The 13,208-nt window shown below is 69.4% G+C and carries 12 protein-coding genes; 5 read left to right on the forward strand and 7 right to left on the reverse strand.

What is annotated here, in order from left to right:
- On the forward strand, window positions 1-268 hold a 268-nt coding region (locus tag JHD82_RS19130), incomplete at its 5' end, for a tautomerase family protein (protein WP_199138150.1).
- A gap of 36 nt (window positions 269-304) precedes the next feature.
- Here the strand turns inward: JHD82_RS19130 and JHD82_RS19135 are convergent.
- Entirely contained in the window at window positions 305-1,189 is an 885-nt protein-coding gene (locus tag JHD82_RS19135; RefSeq protein WP_088164268.1) for a LysR family transcriptional regulator, read from the reverse strand.
- A gap of 132 nt (window positions 1,190-1,321) precedes the next feature.
- Here JHD82_RS19135 and JHD82_RS19140 point away from each other — a divergent pair, with 132 nt between their 5' ends.
- Complete coding sequence (locus JHD82_RS19140; protein WP_013801719.1) at window positions 1,322-2,311, forward strand: tripartite tricarboxylate transporter substrate binding protein; 990 nt, start codon at window positions 1,322-1,324, stop codon at window positions 2,309-2,311.
- 13 nt (window positions 2,312-2,324) lie between these two features.
- Entirely contained in the window at window positions 2,325-3,956 is a 1,632-nt protein-coding gene (locus tag JHD82_RS19145) for a gamma-glutamyltransferase family protein (protein WP_088164266.1), read from the forward strand.
- Window positions 3,957-3,981: 25 nt separating this feature from the next.
- On the opposite strand, the gene JHD82_RS19150 is transcribed toward JHD82_RS19145, so the two are convergent.
- The gene (locus JHD82_RS19150; protein WP_016448238.1) at window positions 3,982-4,977 is read right to left on the reverse strand and encodes a tripartite tricarboxylate transporter substrate binding protein; all 996 of its coding nucleotides are present in this window, start codon (window positions 4,975-4,977) and stop codon (window positions 3,982-3,984) included.
- A 26-nt stretch (window positions 4,978-5,003) separates the two neighbouring features.
- A complete protein-coding gene (locus tag JHD82_RS19155; protein ID WP_233174803.1) occupies window positions 5,004-5,888 on the reverse strand; it encodes an amidohydrolase family protein in 885 nt (294 codons plus the stop codon).
- Window positions 5,889-5,964: 76 nt separating this feature from the next.
- Here JHD82_RS19155 and JHD82_RS19160 point away from each other — a divergent pair, with 76 nt between their 5' ends.
- Both JHD82_RS19160 and JHD82_RS19165 read left to right on the forward strand, forming a co-directional pair.
- Entirely contained in the window at window positions 5,965-6,963 is a 999-nt protein-coding gene (locus tag JHD82_RS19160) for a LysR family transcriptional regulator (protein ID WP_199138154.1), read from the forward strand.
- 51 nt (window positions 6,964-7,014) lie between these two features.
- Window positions 7,015-8,220, forward strand: a complete 1,206-nt coding sequence (locus tag JHD82_RS19165; protein WP_013801714.1) for an MFS transporter — start codon at window positions 7,015-7,017, stop codon at window positions 8,218-8,220.
- Window positions 8,221-8,232: 12 nt separating this feature from the next.
- Here the strand turns inward: JHD82_RS19165 and JHD82_RS19170 are convergent, their stop codons facing one another.
- Genes JHD82_RS19170 through JHD82_RS19185 form a run of 4 tightly spaced genes read right to left on the reverse strand, consistent with a single transcriptional unit; the run spans window position 8,233 to window position 13,093 of the window.
- Window positions 8,233-9,366 carry an ABC transporter permease gene (locus tag JHD82_RS19170; RefSeq protein WP_199138156.1) on the reverse strand — a complete coding sequence of 378 codons (1,134 nt, stop codon included), beginning with the start codon at window positions 9,364-9,366 and terminating at the stop codon, window positions 8,233-8,235.
- A 1-nt stretch (window position 9,367) separates the two neighbouring features.
- On the reverse strand, window positions 9,368-10,582 hold the full coding sequence (locus JHD82_RS19175; RefSeq protein ID WP_199138158.1) for an ABC transporter permease: 1,215 nt from the start codon (window positions 10,580-10,582) through the stop codon (window positions 9,368-9,370).
- Window positions 10,583-10,595: 13 nt separating this feature from the next.
- Window positions 10,596-11,645 (reverse strand): HlyD family secretion protein, encoded by a 1,050-nt coding sequence (locus JHD82_RS19180; RefSeq protein ID WP_016448246.1) that lies wholly within the window; start codon window positions 11,643-11,645, stop codon window positions 10,596-10,598.
- Window positions 11,642-13,093: a TolC family protein gene (locus JHD82_RS19185; protein WP_199138160.1), complete on the reverse strand. Its 1,452-nt coding sequence runs from the start codon at window positions 13,091-13,093 to the stop codon at window positions 11,642-11,644. Before JHD82_RS19185 ends, JHD82_RS19180 begins: the two co-directional genes overlap by 4 nt.
- Window positions 13,094-13,208 lie beyond the last annotated feature (115 nt).

Below are 13,208 nucleotides of genomic sequence, written 5' to 3' on the forward strand. Positions count from 1 at the left end.
GTTCATGACCATCACCGAGCATGACGGCGACAACTTCCGCTACAGCGCCTCCTACCTGGGCGTGGCGCGCAGCGACGATCTGGTGCTGGTGCAGCTCACGGTCAGCAACACCCGCAGCCTGGAGCAGAAAAAGGCGCTGTTCAGCCGCATCGCCGAGCTGCTGGTCGAAAGCCCTGGCCTGCGGCCCGAGGACGTGTTCGTCAACCTGGTCGAGGTGGACAAGGAGAACTGGTCCATGGGCCACGGGCTCGCGCAATACGCAACCTAAGACACGCGGATCGGCGCAACACCCACAGCGCCGTGCTCAGGCCGGCACCGCCAGCGCCGCCACGAATTGCTGGCCCACGGCGGTGATGATCTCGGCGCGCGCCGCCGTGCGCAGCTGCACAAGGGCGATCTGCCGGCTCTCGGCGGTCTGGGCAAGGGGCAGCACGCGCAGGCGCGGGTCGCCCTCCCAGCCATGCCGCGCCAGATTGGGCAGCATGGCCACGCCCATGCCGTCGCGCACCAGCTCCACGATGGTCTCGATGGAGTTGAGCTCCAGGAACTCCTGGGGCTTGGCGCGCAGGCGGCGCAGCGTGCGCTCCACCAGCTCGCCCGTGTGCTCGGTGCGGTCGAAGCGGATGAAGGGATAGCGCTCCACCATGTCGGCGGGCGCCGCGGGCCGGGCGGCGCGCGGCGCCAGCAGCACCATGGGCTCGGCATACAGCGGTGTCCAGACCAGCGAGGGGCGCTTGATGGCCGGGTTGTAGACCACCACGGCCGCGTCCAGCTCATGGTTCTCCACCTGGGCGATCAGCCGGTTGGACTTGCCCGAGACCACATGCAGGTCCACCGCCGGATGGTGGCGCTTGAGCTCCAGCGTGGCGCGCACCAGCTGGCTCAGCGCCGAGACGATGGAGCCGAACTGCACGGTGCCGGCCAGCGGTGCATCGGCCCGCGTGCCGTGCTTGGCCTGCTCGTACAGCGCCACCAGCTGGGTGGCAATGGGCACCAGCGCCCGGCCCTGCTCGTTGAGCGTGACCAGCTTGCCCTGGCGCGCGAAGAGCTTGCGCTTGAGGTCGTTTTCCAGCGTGCGCATCTGCAGCCCCACGGCCACCTGGGTCAGCGCCACGCGCTGTCCGGCGGCGGTGAAGGAGCCCTCCGCCGCCACGGCCAGAAAAGTGCGAAGAATGCGCAGGCTTGGCATAAAAGTTTTGCTTTCAAGATTCGTAAGAAATTCCAGCTTTCACCAAACAGTTTCTATCATCAAAATCGCTGGCAACCGATAGCCGATCGTCCTGATCGCACCCTCCCACTTCCCGGATTTCTGGAGATCTCCATGCCTGCACCCGTGTCCCGCCGCCTGCTTGTCTGCTGCGCCGCCCTGTTGACCTGCGCCACGCCCGGCTGGGCCGCGCCCGCCGCCGATGCCTGGCCCTCGCAGCCGCTGAAGATCATGGTGGGCTTTGCCGCCGGCGGCGCCAACGACATCGTGGCCCGCATCCTGGCCAAGGAGCTGCAGCAGCGCCTGGGCCAAAGCGTGGTGGTGGAGAACCGCGGCGGCGCGGGCGGCCTGATCGCCAGCGAAGTGGTGGCCAAGGCGCCCAAGAACGGCTACACGCTGCTGCTGGGCTCCATCGGCAGCAACACCGTGGCGCCCGTGCTGGCCAAGAAGCTGTCGTTCGACCCGCGCAAGGACCTGGAGCCCATCACCCTGGTGGCCGAGTCCGGCAACGCGCTGCTGGTGAACGCCGCCCTGCCCTACAAGACGGTGCAGGAAATGATCGAGGCCGCGCGCAAGGCGCCGGGCAGCATCAACTACGCATCGTCGGGCAACGGCTCCACGCTGCACCTGGCCGGCGCGCTGTTCGCGCAGCAGGCCGGCGTGAACCTGGTGCACGTGCCCTACCGCGGCAACGGCCCGGCCATCACCGATGTGTCGGGCGGCCAGGTGCAGGCCATTTTCTCGGGCATTCCGCCCGCCATCACCTCGGCCAAGACCGGCCAGACCCGCATCCTGGCCGTGACCACGAAGCAGCGCGTCAAGAACCTGCCCAACGTGCCCACCGTCGCCGAGGCCGGCCTGCCCGGCTATGCCTTCACGTCCTGGTACGGCCTGTTCACCACGGGCGGCACGGACCCGGCCATCGTCGAGCGGCTGGCCCAGGAAGTGCGCAAGATCATGGAGCGCCCCGAAGTGCAGGCCCAGTTCGAGGCCCAGGGCCTGGACCCCGAGACCAGCGACCCCAAGTCCTTCAAGCAGCAGATCGACCGCGAGCTGACGCGCTGGAGCCGCGACGTGAAGACCATGGGCATCACCGCCGACTGAGGCAGGTTCTTTCATGCACGCCTCTTCCTCTCCCTTCACTCCCGGCAACCCCTACGACTCCAGGCGGGTGCCCGTGTTCGCGCGCAATGCCGTGTCCACCTCCCACCCGCTGGCGGCGCAGGCCGGCCTGCGCATGCTGTGGGCAGGCGGCAATGCGGTGGACGCGGCCATTGCGGCGGCGGCGGCCATGACCATCGTCGAGCCGGTGAGCAACGGCCTGGGCTCGGACGCCTTCTGCATCCTCTGGGATGGCAAGGAGCTGCACGGGCTCAACGCCAGCGGCCGCGCACCGCAGGGCTGGGCGCCCGAGTACTTTCACCAGCGCTACGGCCGCCAGGACAAGCCGCCGCGCCGGGGAGTGGACTCCATCACCGTGCCGGGCGCCGTCAGCGCCTGGGTGGCCCTGCACGAGCGCTTCGGCAAGCTGCCCTTTGACGCGCTGATGGAGCCGGCCGCCGAGATCGCCGAGCGCGGCTATCTGGTGCCGCCCGTGGTCCAGCAGAAATGGGCCGCAGGCGCGCCCGAGCTGCAATCGCAGCCGGGGTTCAGGGAAAGCTTCCTGCCCCGGGGCCGCGCGCCGGAAGTGGGCGAGCTGTTCCGCTTTCCCGCCGCAGCGCGCGCCCTGCGCGCCATTGGTGCCACGCGCGGCAAGGCCTTTTATGAGGGCGAGATTGCCCGGGCCGTGACCTCGTTCGTGCAGCAGCACGGCGGCTGCCTGGGCATGGCCGACATGGCCGCGCACGAGGTGCAATGGGTGCAGCCGCTGGCCAAGGACTACCGCGGCCACACGCTGCACGAGATCCCGCCGGGCGGGCAAGGCATTGCCGCGCAGATCGCGCTGGGCATTCTGTCCAACTTCGACCTGGCCAGCCTGCCCGTGGATGGCGTGGCCTCCCAGCATCTGCAGATCGAGGCCATGAAGCTGGCCTTTGCCGACATCTACCGCTACGTGGCCGACGCGGACATGGAGGTGACGCCCGCACAGATGCTCGACGACGCCTACCTGGCCTCGCGCGCCAGGCTCATCGATCCGCGCCGTGCGCAGGACTTCAAGGCCGGCAACCCCGTGCGCGGCGGCACCATCTACCTGACGGCAGCCGACGAGAACGGCATGATGGTCAGCTTCATCCAGAGCAACTTCTCGGGCTTTGGCTCGGGCGTGGTGGAGCCGACCTTCGGCATCAGCCTGCAAAACCGCGGCCACGGCTTCGGCACCGACCCCCAGCATCCCAACCGCGCCAACCTGGTGGGCCCGGGCAAGCGCCCCTTCCACACCATCATTCCGGCCTTCCTGACCCGCGACGGCCAGCCCGTGATGAGCTTCGGCGTCATGGGCGGCAACATGCAGCCCCAGGGCCACATGCAGACTGTGGTGCGCATGCTGGACTACCGCCAGTCGCCCCAGGCGGCCTGCGATGCGCCGCGCTGGCGCGTCAACGAAGGCCTGGCCATCAACGTGGAAGGCGGCATGGACCCGGCCACCATTGCCGGCCTGCAGGCGCTGGGCCACCAGGTGGAGGTCATCCACGACCCCTACCAGGACTTCGGCGCCGGCCAGTTCATCTGGCGCATGGGCGATCCCGCCGTGGAGGGCTACCAGATCGCCAGCGACCCGCGCCGCGACGGGCTGGCGGCCGGGTACTAGAGGATCGGGAAAGTGCGCGCGGAGGCTACTCCGCGCGCAGACGCCCCTGCCGGGTCAGCCGCGCCGCCAGCGCGGCTTCTTCGCTGACCAGGCGCTGGAGCACGGCCGCGCTGGCCGGGAAGGGCTCGCTGCCCAGTTCGCGGATCAGGCGGCTGAACTCCGGGTCGGCCACGGACTGGGAGATCCAGCCATACAGGCTGTCCACGCTGGCCGTGGGCGCACCCTTGGGCGCGAACACGCCCACGAAGGTGGTGGCATCGAACACCGGCAGGCCCAGCTGGGCCAGGTCGGGCACATCGGCCAGCCCGCCCCCGGCGCGCGGCCCCAGCACGAACAGCGCGCGCAGGGCGCCGCTCTTGATATGCGGCGTGGAGCTGGTGATCTGGTCCACCACGGCGTCGATCTGCCCGCCGATCAAATCGACCAGGGCCGGCCCCGATCCCTTGTAGGGCACGGGATTGACGCGCACCTTCACGGCATCTTCCAGCTGCAGCACGGCCAGGTGATTGGGCGAGCCCGGCCCGGCATGGCCCACGGTCACGCTGCCATCCCTGGCCTTCATCGCCTTGATGAAATCGGCAGCGGTCTTGAAGCGCGCGTCGTTGGCGCGCACCACCACGACCACGGGCGTGCGGCTGACCACGGCAATGGGCGCAAAGCTGTCGGCGCGGTAGGGCAGCTTGATCATCTCGGGCAAGGTGCCCAACTGGCCCGGCGTGGCCACCAGCAGCGTATGCCCGTCCGGCTCGGCGCGCGCCACCCAGCCCGAGCCCACGGCACCACCGCCACCCGCACGGTTGTCCACGATCACGGACTGCCCCGCATGCCGGGCCAGCGGAATGCCCAGCGTGCGGGCCACGATGTCCACGTTGCCGCCCGGCGCAAAGGGCACGACCAGCGTGAGCGGCTTGGCCGGAAATGCGCGCGCCTGCACTGCAGATGCAGCCGATGCCGCAGCCAGCGCCGCGAAAGATACCGCCGTGCGGATAAATCCTCTGCGGCCCGATGTGATTCGATTCATTTTCTCTGTCTCCTGCTATTTGAAAATCAATGACCCCAATACAGGCGCGCGGGGTTATCGACCAATACCGTGTGCCTGTATTCTTCTGGAACCCAATCCACCAATGCCCGCGCCAATTCGCCAGCGGAATTCGAACGGGCCTTTATTCCGGGATGCGGCCAGTCCGACCCCCATACGATCCGGTGCGGATTGGCCTGCACCAGGGCATGTGCAATGGGAACCACGGCCGGGTCCACGGCCGATGCCGTTGCCGATATCCGGTAGGCGCCCGAGAACTTCACCCAGGCCCGGCCTTCCTTCATCAGCGCCTGCAGATTGCGGCTGCCCGGCCCGCCGGCGCCCAGCTGGCGCGACGGGTGGCCGAAGTGATCCACCACCACGGCCACGCCCATGTCGGCCACGCGCTGCGCCAGGCCAGGGTCTTCATCCACGTTCACCAGCAATTGCACATGCCAGCCCAGGCCCCGGATGCGGTCGGCCACGGCCTGCAGGCTGGAGACGGAGACCCCGCCCGAAAACAGCGCATTGCACCGTGCGCCCCGCACGCCCAGGGCGTGCAGCGCTTCGATCTCCGCCTCCGGCGTGTCCTCATAGATCACGGCCACGCCACGCATGCGGCCTGCTTCGGCATGGCGCAGCGTCTGCTTGAGAAGGCCGTGATCGCGGCCATACACGCTGGGCTGGACCAGAACGCAACGGTCCACGCCCAATGGGCGAAAGGCTTTCCAATAACCGTCCATGGACGCGACAGCCGGTGTATAGGCGCGCTCCGCAATCAACGGAAAATCATCGGAACGACCAAATACATGGAAATGGGTATCGCAGGAATTTTCTGGAAACAGATATTGTTCCGCTGGATTTTCGACTGCGTCGGAATCACCGGCACAGCGGTTGAAACTGGGTGAATTCATGGGCATTCATTTCAAAGCTGGTGCATTGTCGTGACGCACGTAAAATTCAGTCAAGCTCATCTTTGTCATCATCAAAATGAACAGCATTCAACATGCAGACGGCGTGCCCCGGGCTCCGGTCAACCTGCGCAGCATCGACCTCAACCTGCTGGTGATCTTCGAGGCCCTGGTGGAAGAACGCAGCGTGGGCAAGGCCGCCGCGCGGCTGGGCATCACCTCCTCGGCCGTCAGCCATGCGCTGCGCCGGCTGCGCACCCAGTTCAACGACCCGCTGCTGCTGCGCACGGCAGAAGGCATGTCGCCCACGCCCGAGGCCGTGCGCCTGGCGCGCAGCTTCCGCAAGGCCTTCAGCGAGATCGAAAGCGCCATCGAGGTCAGCAAGGGCTTCGATCCGGCCACGGCGCGGCGCAATTTCCACCTGCGCCTGTCCGACTACGTGGGCGTGCTGCTGCTCCCGCAGCTGTGCATCCATCTGCGTGCGGTGGCGCCGGGCATCAGCCTGTCGGTGCAGTCCTTCGACGGCCGCCAGCCCTCGGACCGCGTCGAGTACGAAGGCGTGGAAATCCGCCTTTCCGTCTCGCGCGGTCGCTCGGTGCTGTCGGCCTCCCGGCGCCTGCTGGACGACCAGTGGATGGTGCTGATGCGCAAGGACCATCCGGCCGCCGCCTCTCCGCTCACGCTGGAGAAATACCTGGAGCAGGGCCACCTGAAGGTCACGGGCGTGGGCAGCAGCATCGTGGACGAACTCCTGGCCGAGCGCGGGCTGGCGCGGCGCGTGATGTTCCAGGTGCCCACCTGGCTGGGCATGGTGCCCGTCATCGAATCCACCGACCTGGTGGCGGCCATGCCCGCGCACTGGATGCACAGCGTGCTGTCCGGCTCCAACTGCGTGGCGCGCCCCATGCCCCTGCCCGAGCTGGCCCTGTCCATCGACGCCGTCTGGCATCCGCGCAACGACCATGACGCGGGGCACAAATGGTTCAGGGAGCTGATCCACCAGATCTTCCAGGAGGCGTACAGCAAATCCCTGCTCCAGCAGCGCCTGGACAGGGCTGGCACACGGAACAACGCTTAACCCAGCCCTCATGCTTTTCGGTGAAGATGCGGTCTTTCCGCCGCACAAGCCATGACACCAGAACAACATACTCCAGCGCTGCAGCGCCGCAACCTTGGCCTGCTCGTGGCCGCGCAATCGCTGGGGGGCGCGTCGCCGCCCATCATCATTTCGCTGGGCGGCCTGGTCGGCCAGCAGCTGTCCACCAATCCCACGGCCACCACGCTGCCGGTCAGCATCTACCAGCTGGGCCTGGCGCTGTCCACGCTGCCTGCGGCCTGGCTGATGCAGCGCATGGGGCGGCGCACGGCCTATGTGCTGGGTGCCATCCTGGGCGTGGTCTCGGGCGTGATCGCGGCCCAGGGCATTGCGCACTCCGATTTCGTGACCTTCTGCATCGGCACGGCGCTGGCGGGCTTTTACGCGGCCTGCGTGCAGAGCTACCGCTTTGCGGCCACCGACGCCATGACCGACCCCGCCGAGCAGGCGCGCGCCATCTCGCGCGTGATGATCGGCGGGCTGATCGCAGCCATCATCGGCCCGCAGGTGGTGATCTGGACGCGCGACGCCCTGCCCATGACACCGTTCGCCGGCAGCTTCTACAGCCAGGCCGTGCTCGCCCTGCTGGCCCTGCCGCTGCTGCTGGGCCTGAAGCTGCCGCCGCCCCAGGCCCGCGCCGTGGCGGGCGAGGCCCGGCCGCTGGCCGAGATTGCGCGCACGCCCCAGTTCATCGTCGCGGCTTCGGCCGGCGTGGTCAGCTACGGCCTCATGGCCTTTCTGATGACGGCCGCGCCCATGGCCATGGTGGGCTGCGGCCACACGGTGGGCGAGGCGGCACTGGGCATCCAGTGGCATGTGCTGGCCATGTTCGCGCCCAGCTTCTTCACGGGCCGGCTGATCGCGCGCTTTGGCAAGCGCCGCATCACGGCGCTGGGGCTGGTGATGATCGCCGCCTCGGCACTGATGGCGTTGATGGGGCTTGAGCTGCTGCACTTCTGGGGCTCCCTGGTGCTGCTGGGCGTGGGCTGGAACTTCGGCTTCATCGGCGCCACGGCCATGGTGACCGAGTGCTACCGCCCTGCCGAGCGCGCCAAGGTGCAGGCCCTCAATGACTTCCTGGTCTTCGGCACCGTGGCCGTGGCCTCGTTCGGCTCGGGCCAGCTGCTGCACACGGCCGGCTGGGACGGCATCAACACCTGGCTGCTGCCCATCGTGGGCGTGGTGCTGCTGATGCTGGCCGTGCAGGGACGGGGTCGCGGCGCGGGCGCGCCGGCCTGAAGCCCCGACCGGTCAATCGCCAGGGTCCGCACGGCGGCTGCCCAGCCAGAGCACGGCCACCCAGCCCAGCAGCGCCAGGGCCAGCAGCACGGACAGATGCCATAGCGCCGCCTCCAGCGGCGCGCCGACCTGGTTCAGTCGCAGCGAGGCCTGGATGGCCGCCGTGCTGGGCGACAGCCAGCGCAGCGCCTGCAGCAGTTGCGGCAGGGCTTCGGCCGGCCAGCTGAAGCCGCCGACGAAGGCCAGCGGGATGGAGGTGAACAGCACCACCTGCATGGCACGCTCGCGGTTGGCCAGCCACCAGCCCAGCAGCGCCGCCGCTCCCGCCACAGCCGGGACGAAGACGGCCAGCAGCGCCAGCGCACCCCAGGGATTGCCGCCGCGCGGATAGTCGTGCCAGACGAAGATCCAGCCGAAGTAGTACAGGCCCGAGAGCCAGCCCAGCGTGCACAGCGCCAGCAGCCGCGCCAGCCAGGTGCGTGCCGGCGCCCTGTCCAATCCCTGCTCGCGCCAGGTTCCCACCAGCAGCGCGCCGCCCATGAGCAGTGTCTGCTGCAGGATGATGATGGCCACGGCGGCGACGACGAAGCTGCCGTAGCCTTCCGTCGGATTGAACAAAGCCTGCATCTGCAGGTTGACGGGCGAGCGGCTGGCCTGGGCCTGCAATGCGCTCTGTCCGCCGGCCGTCAGCCGCCGCAGCTCCACGCCTGCCGAGACCGTGCCGAAGGCTTCGGCAAAGCCGTACTGCACCTGCTTGGCGGCCAGCGGGTAGGCACCGTTGGCATAGACGGGGACCACGGCCTCTTCGCTGCGCACCACGCGGCGCTTGAGGTCGCGCGGCAGCAGCGCGTAGCCCATGACGCGGCCATCCAGCAGGGCCTGCTGTGCCTGGGCCTCGTCGCCCGTGACCAGAGCCACCTCGATGCGCGGGCTGGCCTGGGCAAAGCGCAGCATCTGGCGTGCCAGGCCGCTGCCGTCGTGCTGCACCACGGCCACGGGCACGCGCTGCACGACCTCCTGCCCGTAGAACCAGGGATAGAAGAAGCCGTAGAGCACGGGTGCGCCCACCAGCAGCATGAGCACGCCCACGTCGCCGAACACGGCACGCAGGGCGCTGACGAAGTCATGCGCAAAGCCCCTGGCCATCTCAGCGCCCTCCCCATTTGTCGGGGCGGGAAAGGCCGCGCGCCAGGCCTGCCGTGGCCAGCAGCAGCAACACCAGCGCGGCCAGCAATAGCCCGGCCACCACGGGCAGGCTCTGCACGATGGGCGCGCCCATCTGCAGCTGCTCTATCTGCAGCCGCGCATAGTGGGTATAGGGCATGGACAGGGCCCAGGCACGCGCCGAATCCGGCATGGCCAGCAGCGGAAAGCCCACGCCGCTGAACGCAAAGGCCGGCGCCGACAGCAGGCCCGCGCCCGACAGCGCCGTGCGCAGCGACAGCGTGAGCGCCGCCAGCAGCGCCCCGGCCGCCAGGCTCACGGCGATCAGCAGCAGCAGGGCCAGCGCCACCCAGGCCAGGCTGGCAGCGCCCTGCCCCGGATGCCAGCCCCGTCCGGCCGTGAGCCACAGCATGGCCAGCGTACCGCCCAGGCCCAGGCTGGCCCAGGACAGCGCCAGCTTGCCCGCCAAGGCGCCCGCGATGGCGCTCCAGCCGGGCTTTCCCGGGCCCGCAGCCTCGGCCATCCACTGGCCCAGCGTGCGGTCGCGCAGCTCGCGCCCCACGGACCAGGCGCCGGCCGTCATGCCCAGGATGTGCAGCAGCGCGGGAATCAGCGCCGCCGCCAGGAACTGCTCGTAATTGGTGGAGATGTTGAACAGCGACACCAGGTTGGTGCGTATGGGCTCCATGCGCACGCGCAGCGCCTGGGCCGGGTCGCCGCGCTTGGCACGGGCCTGCATTTCCACGCCGGCCGACAGCGTTCCCACCACCTGGCGCAGGTCGCGCTGGATCAGGCTGGAATGCGTGGCCAGCTGGGCGTTGTGCATGAGCACCACGTCGGCCCCCTGGCCCCGCTTGATGTCGCGCGCAAAGCCGGGCGGGATCTGCACCACGGCGTAGGCATTCATGGACTGCAGCGCCCATTGCGCCTCCGAGGCATTGAGCACCTGCGACTGCACGGCCAGGCCCGGCGTGGCATCCAGCATGCGCACCAGCTGGCGCGACAGGGCGCTGTGGTCCTGGTCCCAGACGGCGACGGGCAGGCGCTGGACCAGGCCTGCCGAGAAGATCCAGACCATGAGCAGCAGCGCCAGCAGCGGCACCCAGCTGACCATGGCTAGGTCCCAGGGCCGTCCGCGCAGCAGACGCCATTCGCGCCTCAGGCTGGCGGCAAAGGCCGTGGTCGGGTTCGCGCTCACTGCCGCCGGCCGCTCAACGGCCGCCTTCCACGACCACACTCATGCCGGGCCGCGCGCCTGCAATGGGCTGCTGCGGCCGCGCGCGGACCTCGAAGGTGCGCGCATCGAAGCCCTGGCCCGCACGCGTGGCGCGCCAGGTGGCGAAGTCGGGCAGCACACCCAGGTAGTAGACCTCGAAGCCGGCCTCGCGGTTGTCCAGGCCCGGCAGACGGCCGGTGAAGCGGCTGCCCTGGGCAAAGCGTGCAAGCTGGTCCTCGCGCACATTGAGCACCACCCACTGGTCGGCCAGATCCACCACGGTGACCACGGCCACGCCCTGAGGGGACAGCTCGCCCTGGCGGGCCAGCACCTGGACCACCTCGCCGCCCACGGGGCTGCGCAGCTCGGTCTCGGCACGCGCGGCCTCCACCTCGGCGACCACGCCCTGCACCTGGCGGGCCTGGGCCTGGGCAGCGCTGCGATCCTCCTGGCGCGCGCCCGAAGCCGCCATTTCATACTGCGCACGCGCAGCCAGCGCCTGGTCGCGCGAGGCGCGCCAGTTGGCATCGGCTTCATCACGTTTCTGGGCCGCAACCAGTCCCTGGTCGAACAGGCTTTGCACGCGGCGCAGCGAGGTCTGGGCCAGGTCGGCGGCTGTCTGGGCGCGCTGCCAGTTCAGGCGCGCCATCTGCACTTCCTGCGGGCGGGCGCCGGCCTGCGCCTTGTCGGCCTGGGCCTGGGCGGCATCGCGCGCGGCCTCGGCCTGGGCCAGCTTGGCGCGCACCTCGGGGCTGTCCATCTCCACCAGCAGATCTCCGGGCTGGATCTTCTGGCCTTCGGTGACCCGCACCTTGGCGATGCGCGCCGTAACCTTGGGCGCGATGTCGGTCTCGCGTGCCTCCATCTGGCCCTGGAAATACAGGGGGGCGGGCTGCGCCGCACGCCAAAAGCCCCAGGCCACGAGCAGCAGCACGGCCAGCACGATGGCCAGGGCCAGCCAGGGGCGCCTGCGCCCCGGTGGCACGGGCGCGGGGCCGGGTGCTTCGGTGGCGCTGCGGGGATGGTCGGGCGTGGCTGTGCTCATGGTGCGTCGGGTGGGATCTGTATGTCGGCCTGGGCCATGAATCGGTCGAATTCCTCGCTCTGGCCCGTGCTCTCCAGCAGTGCGGCCAGGGCCTGCACATACTGGTTGGCCAGTTCGGCACGCTGGGTCTGGACCTTGGCGAGATTGAGGCTGGCATCGATCAGGTCCAGCGTGGTGCTGGTGCCTTCCCGCAGGCCGGCCTCGCGCAGCCGCAGCAGCTCGCGCGCAAGATCCTCCTGGGCCTGCTGGGCCTGGTACTGGCGGCGTGCCTGCTCCACGCCCAGCCAGTTCTTTTCGACCAGCAGCGCGATGTCGCTGAGCGCCTGGGCTTGGGTCAGCTCGGCCTGCTCGATCTTGCGCTGCGAGGAGGCGGCCAGCGCATCGCGGTCGATGCTGTCCCACAGCGTCCAGCGCACGGCCACGCCAGCCACCCAGTTGGGCTTGCCGCTGGTGTTGACCTCGCGCGAACCGAAGGCCAGCAGCTGCGGCCGGCGCAGCGCCTCCTGGGCATCGTGCAGGGACTCGGCCTGGCGCTTCTTGGCCTGCACCTTGTCCAGACCCGGATGGTGCGACTGGGCCGCGGTGACGAAGCCGTCCAGCGGCGGCAAAGGCCGGCTGCTGACGAACAGCGGTGTGCTGGGCAGCACCTGCCGCTGCGCCTTGACCGTGCGCGCCAGCGCCGCTGCGGCCAGGTCTGCGTCGTCGCGCGATTTGCGCGCCTGCTGCTCGGCGTCGGCCAGCGCGGCACGGGCCTGCAGGCGCTCCAGCCGGGAGATCACGCCCGCCTTGAGCATGCTTTGCGCGGCCGTGTCATGCACGCGCACGCCTTCAAGCGCACGCTCGCGCAGCCGTGCGGCCCGCTCGGCCAGCTGGGCGCCGAAGTAGCGCTGCACCAGCAGCGAATGCAGGGCGTGGCTGCTGCTGGCGGCATCGGCCAGGGCTTCGTCGGTGGCAGCGTCCAGGCCACTGCGCACCGCATCGGACAGGCCGCCCAGGTACAACGGCCAGACCAGGGACAGGCTGGCCGAGGCATTCGTGCTCTTGCGCTGCAAGGCATAGGAAGTGGGCAGTTGCGGCAGCGAGGGAATGGCCGGCCCCACCGAGGGCGGCAGCTGGCCGAGGACGCCGTCCAGGGTGCGCCGCGCAGGATCGAGATCGATGTCGGCATTGGCCGAGTAGCGGTAGCCCAGGCCCGTGATGGCCACGGAAGGCCCGCCCAGCCCCTGCGTACCCTGGCGTCTGAGCCGCGCGCTTTCCACGGCCTTGGCCGAGGCGGCCAGTTGGTCGGAGCCCTGCAGCAGCGCCTGGCGGGCCTGCACGAAGCTCATCGCGGCGGCGGCCTGGGAGGCCGGAGCCTCCCCTGCAGCCTGGGCTGCCCCTGCGACCATGCCCAGCGCCGCCAGCCACGGCACAAGGCGCGCGGGCCGCGCAAGCAACGGAAAAAACATGGAAGCGCTCAATGGCATGAATGGGGGCGCCTTGCGTGGTTCACCGATGGTGGCGAAGCTTACACGGGCTTGCAGGCGGGCCCCCGTCGGACAAGGTCCTGTGCCTTGTGCCCCC

Origin of the sequence: Delftia sp. ASV31 (assembly GCF_016428765.1) — a bacterium.
Classification (GTDB): domain Bacteria; phylum Pseudomonadota; class Gammaproteobacteria; order Burkholderiales; family Burkholderiaceae_C; genus Comamonas; species Comamonas acidovorans.